This window comes from Vibrio sp. 2096 (assembly GCF_033339595.1).
Lineage (GTDB): Bacteria > Pseudomonadota > Gammaproteobacteria > Enterobacterales > Vibrionaceae > Vibrio > Vibrio alginolyticus.
On the sequence record NZ_JAWOUX010000003.1, the window covers coordinates 54610 to 66522 of the forward strand.

Consider the following 11913-nt stretch of genomic DNA (forward strand, 5'->3'; position numbering starts at 1 on the left):
AGCTTGTGGCTTCTGGTTATTTCGTTTTATGTGTTTAAGCGATGCTATTTATGTGCTGAGTACTTAAGTTGGGAATTTGATTTCAATGTGTTATCTATTTTCTGTTGAAATGGATAACAGCACTCATCTCATGCCCGCCAAATAGCATATCCAAAATGTTAATAACAAAATGATTTACTAAACCGTCAATATGACGGTTGTTTTAAATAATTCCAACAAAATGTTGGTTTCTTATGCAGTTAGAATCGGTATAGAATGAGAAAAATAAGGAAAGCTTGGTAACGGTATGGACAAGTTTGATCATAAGATTGTGGATCTGCTCAGGCACAACGCTCGGCTGTCGGTGACTGAAATTGCGGATAAAGTAAACCTTTCTCGTTCTGCGGTAACGGCCCGTATTCGCAAGCTAGAGCATGACAAAGTGATTCTAGGGTATCACGCTGAAATTGCGCCTTCGGGTGGGGATTCGATTTGCGCCTATTTTGCCTTAAAGTTCGATAAATCAACCTCTACGTATTATTGCGAATCATACGCGGACGAATTATACAAAATTGATGGCGTAAAATGGTGTCATGCGATCAGCGGTGAGACGGACATGATGGTTTTTGTCGAAGTGCCTACGATGGCTCGCTTGAATGAAATCAGAGATCAAATTCAACGATATCCAGAGCTTCGAAACCTGATGACTCATACCGTCTTAGCTGAATTCTTTAACACGACTGGGAACCTGTTTGTGAAGTGACCATGAATGGATGCCATGTTGAAAACCCTTCTGAGCGAATATGTTAAACAACATTAATTTGAATCTACTTAGATCCTTGCATGTACTTTTAGAGGAGTGTCATGTCAGCCGGACCGCAGAACGTTTGCACATTACGCAGTCTGCCGTCAGTCGACAGCTTGCACAATTGCGCGATCTGTGTGGTGACCCACTGCTTATTCGTCAAGGTAATCAACTGATACCAACGCCACGAGCAATAGCGTTAAAATCAAAGCTTGATGCATTACTGGCTGAGTTTGACCATTTACTCGATGACCAACCTTTTGAGCCGCGGCAGTGGCAAGGTGAGCTTGTTATTGCTTCTAGTGACTACGTGGCGCAATACGTATTGCCCGATATTGCCTCTCACTTGGGTGAACAAGCGCCACAGTTAGATATGGCGTACCGACTGTGGCAACCCAACTTTCTTGATAAACTTCATGAGACGGGCATCCATATCGCGTCTTCTATGTATCCAGAAAAACCACAGAGTGTGTCGAGCGTTAAAATTGGTGAGGATTCATCAGTTTGTTTGATGAAATCTTCTCATCCGTTAGCAAAGCAGGACCAGATCAGTATTGAAGACTTGATTTCATATTCACACATCAAAGTGACTGGCGGCGGAGACAAAGATTCCTACACTGATTTAGCATTGAAAGAGCTAGGGCACACCCGCCACGTTACCTTTAAGGTTCCATTCTTCTCTGCTGCGATCAATCGCTTAGTTGCAAGTGAGCACCTGATGGTGGCTCCTGAACATATTGCCGTTAACCTCGCTAAGCATTGGGACTTAACCCATAAAGCATTACCACTCGAAACACCTATTCATCAATATTGGTTAATGTGGCACCCCAAATACGACACGGATCCTGCGCATAAATGGGTGCGAGAAGAGATTCGCTCAGTAATGCAAATCTCTGAATATTCCATTCGCTAATACGTACACCGTTTAGCTATGACTTGAAGTCATGATTAGTATGAATAACTTTGATTTCTAATTATACCTCTTCCGTTGATAGAGTGAGCTTCAAAGAGGGGAGATTCTTATGACACTAACAGTTTGGTTATCACTTTTTACCGTGTGTTTATTAGGGGCTATGTCACCAGGTCCCAGCTTAGCTATTGTCGCTAAGCACTCGTTGGCTGGTGGACGTATCAATGGATTAGCTACGGCTTGGGCTCATGCGTTTGGCATTGGTATATATGCGTTTATTACCTTGATTGGGCTCGCTGTTGTTTTGCAGCAAAGCCCGATGCTGTTCAAGACGATTAGCCTTGTGGGTGCGGCATATCTTGCGTATTTAGGGTTTAATGCTTTGCGTTCAAAAGGTGGTGTGGCTGCGAAGTTGGAGTCAGGTGAGGAAACAACGGTAATCCAGTCTGCGCGAGAAGGCTTTTTTATCTCGATTTTAAGTCCCAAAATTGCTTTGTTTTTTATCGCATTATTCAGTCAGTTTGTCGCGCTCGGTAATGATTTGAGTAATCAGATGATCATTGTTGCCACGCCGTTTGTTGTGGATGGGCTTTGGTACACCTTTATTACCCTAGTGCTATCGAGCTCTAAAGTCGTTGACAGAATTCGCTCTAAGGCAGTGTTGATTGATCGTTTGTCAGGGGTAGTACTCATGCTGCTGGCTCTTAGAGTGGTCGTAACGGTATAGACAAGCTCGCAAGACAGAAATACTAAAAGCAGCCCGTGTGGCTGCTTTTTTGTCTACTCTCAGTAAACCTTACACAATTTACGTAACTCTGACGCTAAACGTTGCTAAAATTAATATTATCAATAGTGTTACTTTGGTTCATATTCTCATTTGCTGTGAAAGCTACTTTCCAACGCATTGTTATAATGAGAACGATAGCCACTTAACGTTAATACTAACAGTGTCGCATATTAAGTCGAGAGTGCTTTATTGGATAAAAACGGACTTTCCTCTTACTTACCCTATGAAAGGGGTAGAGACTCCATGACCGTTTAGAAGGTGAGAGCAATATGCAAAGAATAGTAGATTTAGCTCCAGTAGTAATTTTGACCAGTGTTTGCAGCGTTGCTTGGATATTCTTTTCAACAAAGAGCATTTGGGTGTTTTTTGAACTGTTTGTATTTACGATGCTTGGCTTTGGCCTTTTGTACGGGTTACTACAAAAGGCTGATCCTAAACACTTTGACTTTGTTTTAAACCACATCGATGAAATTAAGAAGGAAGGCAAAGATGCTTGCCTAAGCGGCGCTCCGAAAGAATCCAACCCATACTCTGGTGTCGATGGTGATTTATGGGAGGCTGGTTACACAGCCTCCTACAACAAAAAGATAAAGCAATAAACCGCTAGGTGTTTATTCAATATTGTGCTTTTCAAAAAAGCACCCTGCCATTTTAAGGACAGGGTGAAAGCAAGAAGTTTCTCAGGAGCGGTCGGGGGAGAGAAACTCATCTAAATCTTATTTACTTACCGACGAACCTCTTCAAATTCACCTTCAATCGCATCTGCTTTACCTGTATTAAATTCATATTCTTCGTGCATTTCTCTCTGCATTTTCTTGACGCGATTTTCAATACGCTTGCCGGTAATTAATGCTGCGATGGTCAACGGAATCGCAATGATCAAGCTAAATACTAACGTAAAAAAGCCGGTAATCAGTGCTAGTGCAGTTACAATAATCCGATTCATAATCATGACCTCTCTGTAATTTATGTGCTCAGATTAATGCTGTGAACATGAACAAAACATGAATGCTGACGTTCACTTTGTCCGGAGAGTGTCAAATGAATGAAACGAAAAAACGCCTGAGGGTGATCAGGCGTATAAACGGGGAAAAATATTAGTAATGCGCATGGCGCTTATTATTTAGAACAAATATGAGATATTGTCCGCTACGCTATGTGGTTAACGTTGTGGAGCAAAGTTCACCTATCGAGGGAATGTTTGGTAACGAACACCCATCATTTGTTCCATACAGTGCACAACTTGGCAGCTGTAACCGAATTCGTTGTCGTACCAGATGTAAAGTACACAACGCTTGTCTTGTGCGATAGTCGCTTGACCATCTACGACGCCTGCATGGCGAGAGCCAACTAAGTCAGTTGATACAATTTCTGTTGAATCGGTGTAGTCAATCTGTGCCGAAAGCTCAGAGTTCAACGCCATTTCACGCAAGTAATCGTTCAGTGAATCACGGTCTACGTCTTCACCTAAGTTTAGATTAGCGACTGCCATAGAAACGTTTGGTGTCGGTACGCGAATCGCGTTGCCTGTTAGCTTGCCTGCAAGCTCTGGCAATGCTTTAGCAACTGCTTTTGCCGCACCTGTTGAAGTCAGAACCATGTTTAGTGAAGCACTACGTCCGCGACGGTCACCAGAGTGGAAGTTGTCGATCAAATTTTGGTCGTTTGTGTATGAGTGCACGGTTTCAATATGGCCAGAAAGAACACCATATTTATCGTTCAGAGCCTTAAGGACTGGCGTGATTGCATTTGTTGTACAGCTTGCCGCAGAGATGATGGTGTCATCTTCTTTAATTACCGACTCATTTACACCGAATACAACGTTTTTGATGTCACCTTTACCTGGTGCTGTTAGCAGTACTTTCTCTGCGCCTTGACACGCTAAGTGTTGGCTCAGGCCTTCAGAATCACGCCAAACACCTGTGTTATCAACAACTAGCGCGTTATTGATACCGAAAGCTGAATAGTCTACTTCGCTTGGGTTATTTGCGTAGATAATTTGGATGTAGTTGCCGTTAACGATCAGTGCTTTACGCTCTTCATCGATAACAATACTACCGTTGAACTGGCCGTGAACTGAGTCACGACGCAGCAGGCTAGCACGCTTCTCCAAATCGCCTTTTTTACCGCCACGAACCACAATCGCACGTAGTCTTAGTGGGTAACCTGGACCACTTTTCTCAATGAGAAGGCGAGTAAGTAGTCGACCAATGCGACCGAACCCGTAAAGAACCACATCACGCGCTTTCAGTGAAGAATCTGCGTCGCGAGCGCCATCAAGTGCAGTGATAAGGAAATCGTTTAGAGAGCTTGTATCGTCATGTTCATTCCAGTACATAGTTGCCAATTGGCCAACATCGACACGGCATGAAGAAATGCTCATTTCACAAAGCGCTTGAATAATAGGCATCGTGTGCTCAAGCGAAAGTGGGTTACCGGTATAACGTCTTGCAACGCGATGAGTTTTGAGAATGTCTATAGTAGTAGCATTAATAAGCGTTTTACCAAACAGAACCACTTCGATTCCTTTTTGACGATATAGCTTACCAATTAGAGGGGAAATAGATTCAGCAATCGTTTGGCTAGTTTGCCAGTCTTGGAGATATTTCTCTGGACTCATTGTTGTATTAGACCTTTCACGTTTTGGGGGCTAACCATACTCTCTGCTGTTGCCTCTTCGGCAGCGTGCAAGAGTGTGGTGGGTTATGTAATCGGGTTGTAATAGTTATGTGTGCGGATTCTAAGGTCGGAGTCCTTATTCTGCTAGGAAAATTAAATCCAGTGTAAAACACTACTTAAGGGGACGTTAGTGGTGGATTAATGTGACTAAAGCAGTGGTTTTCACGTATTGACATTTAGAAAGTAACTTACTTTTTTTGCGATGATAACGTTTGCTTTCAAATTAGTTTTGTTGACAAAAATGGATGTTTTGCATTTTTGTGTGATTTGACTCGATAAGGCAACTCAATAGGTAAACATACAATAGATGATTTCCTGAAAAGTGATGCGACTCTTAGTTGTGAGTGAAATTTTATTGTTTGCATCCAACTTTAAGATCAAAAAACATGACTTAAATCACAATTTCTACTGCATTAGCCGATGATAAAATAGTCACAATAACCATAATCTAGGTAGGTGAATGTTGTTTGAAAGTAACAATGTCGTATATGCCTTTCAATGTAAGAAACTAGTCTAATATTAAATAAACGGATGAAATCAACCATTAGGCTGATGGATGTTGAGATTATCAATAAAAACACGCTTAGCACTCCTCGCACTACTACCCGCTGTGGTAATAGTGGTATTTGCAGTTCAGCAGTTTTCTGATAATGCGTTGCGCGTGAGCCGTCTCAATCAAACGGTTAGCAATATTCAAGGTTTCCAATTGATATCCAAGGCCTCCCACTTTATTTACTCCATAGAGAAAGTACGCCGACAGCCTGATCTTCAAGTCTCTGCAGCCATTAATATTGAAGAACAAGGTGAAGTTATTTCTTCTTTGCATCAAAAGTTTGTGAGTAACCCTAATACTGCTGAGTATGCTGATGAACTGAAAGAAGCCATGCTGGGGGTATTGTCAGGTAGATTGAGTGAGATGGACGACCTGGGTGATTGGGCATTTCAACAGCTCCAAAATATGTCGCGCTCTTTGTTGCAAAATCATCAATGGTATGGCAGTGACGATGGCATTCGCATGCAAAATTTTATTGCCTACCTTGCTCAGCTCTCTTTTTGGACACAGAAAGAAGCTTGGCTGACGAACCGTTTAGTCCAAGACCCTAAGAGTCGGCTAAGTCAAAGCATGTTTTATCAGGCGATTGACCGACAGCAGCAAAATTTGGATGCGTTTTTAAACTTAGGTGGGTCATACGAGCAAGTGGATAAATTGCTTGGCTTGTTTACTTCGCCGAGATATCAGAGAAACTTGGCGTCTCGTGGACAATTAATGTCAGGAGACATGTCACAAAGTGACTACGCCGCATATTTAAAAGAACTCGATTTTCGTGTGCAGCGCTTACAAGTGCTCATTGATGGGTTCACCAAACAAACTGAGCAGTCGCTTCTCACGCAGGTTCATGAACAAAAGGCCAATATAGCGGTGATCAGTTTTGGCGTTGCCTTAGTGGTTATCCTGCTTTGTTGGCTCGGATTTAGTACTTGGTTCCGAGTTAACAGCAAACTCGATGCGATCATTCATACTTTAAACGCGTTGATCAACTCCGAAGAGAAGCAAACAAAAGTCAAAGTTGATGGAAGTGATGAACTGACCATTTTTGCTCAGCAAGTGAATCGAGTGGTTGAAGAAATGCAGAGACAAACTGAAGAAATACTGCATGCAAAAGAGTCAGCAGTATCGGCTAATCGTGCAAAATCTGTGTTTCTTGCCAACATGTCACATGAAATACGCACGCCCCTTAACGGGATCATGGGCATGACAGAAATACTCTCTCAAAGTGAGTTGTCTTCGCATCAACAAGAAGTTGTTGATGACATTGACTCCTCATCTCAAACACTGCTTACTTTACTTAACGATATATTGGATCTCTCTAAAATCGAGTCTGGACGATTGGAGCTGTCACTAGTAGAAGCGGATATCCGAGAAGTCGTGTATCAGTCGATGATTTTATTCCAATCCAAAGCAACATCTAAACAGCTAAAGTTTGGTATTAATTTAGCTGAAAATATCCCCATTCGCGTGATGGTCGATGATCATCGTGTCAAACAGGTAGTTACGAATCTGGTATCGAATGCGGTTAAGTTTACCGAAAGTGGGCATGTATGCGTTGATGTTAGTTATGAAGAGTTACTTGAGAAAGAACGTGGAGTGCTGACGTTTAAAGTAGAAGATACCGGAATAGGCATTGATCAAGATAAGTTAACCACGATTTTTGAACCCTTTACTCAGGAAGATGAAGGAGTGTCGAGGCAATTTGGCGGCACAGGGTTGGGTTTGGCAATTTGTTGTCAGCTTGTGTCGATGATGGGGGGCAAGCTCGTAGCAACATCTACAAAAGGAGTGGGCACATGCTTTGAATTCTCGATTGAGGTTGAAGCAATTCCGGTGTTTGGCTGGCGTTCGGAGGTGATTAATAAAGGGCTTTTGATCTGCTCAAATTACGACTACGCCGACCAAGTATTAAAAGAGTGTCGCTTAGCGAAAATCAATCTCTTTGGTGTTAATAATGTGAATGAAGTGCAAGCGATAAATGATGACTTTAATGTCATATTTCTGTGCCACAGTAACGACGCTAATACCGATGAAATCTTGGATAATCTATCGTTTAATTACGATCTTCGCCGTGTGATTATTTGCCAGCATCATTTATCCACTCCCTACGAAAATGCAGAAAAAGTACATGCCGTACTTACATTACCTTTCCTTGGCAATCGATTTAAGCATGTCATTGATGATTTAGCTAAGGTTGAAAAGACTATATCAAGTGACAATGTCACCAATAATGTTGTCAGCTCTGAATATCGAGCGTCGCGCTCTCATCGGAGGATCTTAATTGCGGAGGATAACTTGATGAACCAGAAAATAGCGAGTTTCTTTCTGGATAAAGCAGGTTATGACTATTTGATAACAAGCAACGGTCAAGAAGCGTTAGAAGCCATCACAAAGGGAGAAGAATTCGATGCAATTTTAATGGACTGCATGATGCCCGTGATGGATGGACTGACCGCGACGAAAGAAATTCGTCGTTGGGAAAAGAAAGCAGGACGTGAAAAAACGATGATTATCGCACTCACTGCGAGTGTTTTGGAAGAAGACATCCACAACTGTTTTGCGGCAGGCATGGATGCTTATTTACCTAAGCCGTATAAATCGAACCAGTTGTTTGAGCTCTTTAGTGAATTAAAACTCGCCTAGCTAACATTTCAACTTAGACAAGGTGTCAAAACGATTAAGCCCCATTTCAGGGGCTTAGTTCTGATTATTCATCGTTACGCGTTGGCTTGAGCGCCTGCGAGTTTGCGTATGGTTTGGCGATAGGTTAGGTATGCGGAAACACCAGCTAACAGGTTGCCGATACAAGCGCCTAAGAGTAAACCTCGGATTCCATCCATTTGAGCGCCAACCCACAAGCACGGTAGGAAAAAGACAAACAAGCGCAGCGCTGAAATAGTGAGCGCGGTGTAAGATTTGCCTAATGCATTACAAAGAGAAACCATTAGCATACAAACCCCTAATGAACCCAAACTGATCGGCACTATCAGTAAATGCATTTCCAAGACTTGCTCCACTTGCACATCACTTGTCATCAATAATGCGAGTGGGTTTGCGACGGCAAATGTAATGGCAGCAATCAAAAGTTGGAAACCTAGAATGAATTTTACGGCAATACTGACGAGCCTTTGGATATCTTCATAGTTCTTTGCTCCAAGTAAGCGTCCAACCATTGGAGGCATAGACATTGTCAGCGCCAAGACCGAAACGATAGCAAAGAACTCATAGCGTGAACCAAGTGCCCAAGCGGCGACTGCTGCGGTTCCAAAGCTTGCCAATAATTTTGTTGCTAGCATGGAAGACAACGGTGGCAGCAGTTGGCTAATCATCGCAGGGCCCATAATGTTACCGATAGATGCAACACTTTTGGCTACGTTAAGATCTTGCCATTGTGTCGTTGCCCAGTGATTCTTTTTCACGCGAGGAGCGACGACTAAAATACCAAACCCAAAAGCGACGATGGTTGCTATTGCCGCTCCGTTAATACCCAAGTCAAATGTGAAAATAAATAGCGGATCGAGCACAAGGTTCACGCCGCTGGTTATCATCATCATTGTGCCAGGTAACATTGTATTGCCATTAGCTCGGCAGATACTGTAATAAAAATACAAAACCGCACCAGTCCATGAGCTTAATAACCACCAAGGCCAGTAACTGTCGATTATCGGCATAACAGATTCTGGAGCGCTTAATAGAGCTAAAATGGGGTAGCGCAAAAGCCAAATTAGCCCGCCAAAAATAGCGACACCAATTGAGCCGATCATCAATACCAATCCGCCAAGTTGTTTGGCATACCGACTTTCATTCGCCCCAAGAGCTTTAGAAATGACCGCTGTCGTTGCGATCCCTAGACCGACTTGAATGCCGATAATGACCATTTGCAAAGGCAGAGTGAAACCTTGAGCGGCTAACGGTAAAACGCCGAGCTGACCGATAAACGCGCTATCCACAAGCTGAAAGCTCATTAAAGACAGAACGCCAAATAGCATTGGCCAGGTCATCGTAAATAATTGTTTTGCAAGCGTTGGTTGTGTACTTGTCGTAGTTGAAGACATAGAAAGCTGAATGCGTTAGGAATAAGAGTTAGATTGATTGTACACGGCGGTTAGTTTAGAGACAAAAATAAACCCCGAGGAAGATATTCTTGCTCGGGGTTCGAAAATCTAGCTTACGCGTTTATTTTTTGCCGCTAGTTTGCTTGTCTTCTTCAGTCAGCTCACGAATGCGACGGCTGATGTCGCGACGTGCTTTAGAGATCTCAGCGCTTTTAATGATGTGGTCATCAACACGATCTTCATAGTCTGCTTTCATATTTTTGATGATTGCGACGATTTCATCGTGAGTCATTTCTGGTTTGATGTAGTCTAGAAGGTTTTCTAGAAGATCAACACGTTTGCGGTTATCACGAACTTTCTTCTCGTTATCAAGAAGCTCACGTTTTAGTTTGTTTTTACGACGAGCTTGGTTAACGATTTCAAATACGCTACTCATAGTTCTCTTTCCTAATTTTATGAATATCTTCCTCGATTAAAGCACAACATCCAGTGGCATAACAGTCTTTAGATCAATAGCAATGCAGAGTTGAACGTTTCTCAACCAATTGCGCTGTGTCCATATAATCGTGCTGCTTTCTTCGAGTTTTGGCCAACATTGTAGAATCCATCGATTCATTGTCATAACGTGGCCTTCACTATATTATCAACACCATTGAATGCAAAATGATGAACTTGATATGGACTCTGGTAACACTGCGGAGCAAGTAAATAGTCAAGATAATGAGCAAGTCACTCGCTCTGTGGCTGAAAAGTTAAAAACGGCGTATATCAACGCTCGCGAGCAACTCGAAATCATCGAAGTTGAGCTTAATCGTTCAAAAATAATGATGGTCGACCAAGATGGCAATTTGACGAGAGTGCCGATTCTCTCGGAGCATTGATACCTGACCCTATTCGTAAGGGGTGTCAGGTCTTACGCTATGCTTTAGCCTGACACCAACACCTGAACCGCTAACGCTTCTTGCACTGCTGTGTGAATTTATGGCGTATGATTTCGAAGCGATTTAGGTACAAAGTCAAATGCAAAAATAATAAGGAAATGCATTATGAAAGTTGAGCTAACGGCAATTGAAGCACGAGTTATTGGTTGCTTGATCGAAAAAGAAGTCACTACCCCAGATCTTTACCCCCTCAGCCTGAACGCATTAACCAACGCGTGTAATCAAAAAAGCAACCGTGATCCCGTGATGTCACTCTCTGAGTCAGACGTACTCGATGCCGTTGATGCTCTTATTGAGCGCAGGCTCGTCAGTGACGAAAGTGCGTTCAACAGCCGCGTCAGCAAGTATCAACACCGTTTCTGTAATACGGAGTTTGGTGATTTAAAGCTGACAGAGCAGGAGAAGGGCATTGTATGCTGTATGCTTTTGCGCGGTGCTCAAACACCTGGGGAAATTCGCACTCGTACTAATCGTCTCGCGACATTTCATGATGTAAAAGAAGTGGAAACGGTCCTTGAGCATTTAGCAAGTGAAGAGAAAGGACCATTAGTGGTCAAATTACCACGTGAGGCTGGTAAGCGGGAGTCGCGTTATATGCATTTGTTCTGTGGTGATGTTGATGCGTCCGAACTTGCAGCGCCTGTGTCTGCTGCAAGCTCGAGCTCCGATCGAGTAAGTCAGCTAGAGCTCGAAGTCGCTCAGCTGAAAGAAGAGCTGGATGAATTAAAAGCTAAGGTTGAGTCACTGCTTTCATGATGGAAAATACAACGCAGCGTTGGAGTGTCTACCTGATACGAAATAACCGCAACGCGTTGTATTGTGGTGTTACCAATGATGTTGAACGAAGATTCAATCAGCACCAAACCGGAAAAGGAGCGAAAGCTTTGAAGGGAAAAGGCCCTTTGGTATTGGAATGGTCATCGGATTTTGACTCAAAGACGCTTGCCATGCGAGCAGAGTACTATATTAAGCAACTAACTAAAGCGAAAAAAGAGCTGCTCGTTATGTCAAAAGCAAATATTGTCGTCGACGAACATCAACAAATGATGTTAGAGATAGTGGCACTCTGATAAGCCCTTGCGACGCAAAGATACACGGAAACCGCCTATGTCACATTGGCGGTTTCTTTTTGTTTTTGGAGTACCATGTAGGAATAAACTGACGCATAATGGGCTGGTGTTCTGTTTAAAGGTCCTGAATATGAAAA

At 42.8% G+C, this 11913-nt stretch carries 12 protein-coding genes; 8 read left to right on the plus strand and 4 right to left on the minus strand.

From position 1 onward, the window contains the following. The first annotated feature begins 286 nt into the window (after positions 1–286). The 4 genes from R7Q41_RS06640 (at position 287) to R7Q41_RS06655 (ending at position 3080) form a co-directional block, all read left to right on the plus strand. Entirely contained in the window at positions 287–742 is a 456-nt protein-coding gene (locus R7Q41_RS06640; RefSeq protein ID WP_005373615.1) for an Lrp/AsnC family transcriptional regulator, read from the plus strand. Between the two features lie 40 nt (positions 743–782). Then, entirely contained in the window at positions 783–1697 is a 915-nt protein-coding gene (locus tag R7Q41_RS06645; RefSeq protein ID WP_005385616.1) for a LysR family transcriptional regulator, read from the plus strand. A 109-nt stretch (positions 1698–1806) separates the two neighbouring features. Further along, positions 1807–2421 (plus strand): LysE family translocator, encoded by a 615-nt coding sequence (locus R7Q41_RS06650; RefSeq protein WP_005373611.1) that lies wholly within the window; start codon positions 1807–1809, stop codon positions 2419–2421. A gap of 329 nt (positions 2422–2750) precedes the next feature. Beyond that, positions 2751–3080, plus strand: a complete 330-nt coding sequence (locus tag R7Q41_RS06655) for a hypothetical protein (protein ID WP_005373609.1) — start codon at positions 2751–2753, stop codon at positions 3078–3080. 125 nt (positions 3081–3205) lie between these two features. On the opposite strand, the gene R7Q41_RS06660 is transcribed toward R7Q41_RS06655, so the two are convergent. Both R7Q41_RS06660 and R7Q41_RS06665 read right to left on the minus strand, forming a co-directional pair. Further along, positions 3206–3427 (minus strand): hypothetical protein, encoded by a 222-nt coding sequence (locus R7Q41_RS06660; protein WP_021035939.1) that lies wholly within the window; start codon positions 3425–3427, stop codon positions 3206–3208. 240 nt (positions 3428–3667) lie between these two features. After that, positions 3668–5101 carry a glyceraldehyde-3-phosphate dehydrogenase gene (locus tag R7Q41_RS06665; protein ID WP_005373606.1) on the minus strand — a complete coding sequence of 478 codons (1434 nt, stop codon included), beginning with the start codon at positions 5099–5101 and terminating at the stop codon, positions 3668–3670. Positions 5102–5716: 615 nt separating this feature from the next. On the opposite strand from R7Q41_RS06665, the gene R7Q41_RS06670 reads away from it, so the two are divergent. After that, entirely contained in the window at positions 5717–8353 is a 2637-nt protein-coding gene (locus R7Q41_RS06670) for an ATP-binding protein (protein WP_318108152.1), read from the plus strand. A gap of 74 nt (positions 8354–8427) precedes the next feature. On the opposite strand, the gene R7Q41_RS06675 is transcribed toward R7Q41_RS06670, so the two are convergent. Beyond that, entirely contained in the window at positions 8428–9765 is a 1338-nt protein-coding gene (locus R7Q41_RS06675; RefSeq protein ID WP_005385628.1) for an MATE family efflux transporter, read from the minus strand. A 121-nt stretch (positions 9766–9886) separates the two neighbouring features. After that, positions 9887–10201 (minus strand): DUF496 family protein, encoded by a 315-nt coding sequence (locus R7Q41_RS06680; protein ID WP_005373603.1) that lies wholly within the window; start codon positions 10199–10201, stop codon positions 9887–9889. A 220-nt stretch (positions 10202–10421) separates the two neighbouring features. Between R7Q41_RS06680 and R7Q41_RS06685 the strand changes: the two genes are divergently transcribed. From R7Q41_RS06685 to R7Q41_RS06695, 3 genes are all read left to right on the plus strand, one after another. Then, positions 10422–10646 carry a hypothetical protein gene (locus R7Q41_RS06685; RefSeq protein WP_005385630.1) on the plus strand — a complete coding sequence of 75 codons (225 nt, stop codon included), beginning with the start codon at positions 10422–10424 and terminating at the stop codon, positions 10644–10646. Between the two features lie 165 nt (positions 10647–10811). Beyond that, a complete protein-coding gene (locus R7Q41_RS06690; protein WP_005373594.1) occupies positions 10812–11462 on the plus strand; it encodes a YceH family protein in 651 nt (216 codons plus the stop codon). Continuing rightward, positions 11459–11776, plus strand: coding sequence for a GIY-YIG nuclease family protein (locus R7Q41_RS06695; protein WP_005373593.1), 318 nt, complete (start codon positions 11459–11461; stop codon positions 11774–11776). Before R7Q41_RS06690 ends, R7Q41_RS06695 begins: the two co-directional genes overlap by 4 nt. The last annotated feature ends 137 nt before the right edge of the window (positions 11777–11913 follow it).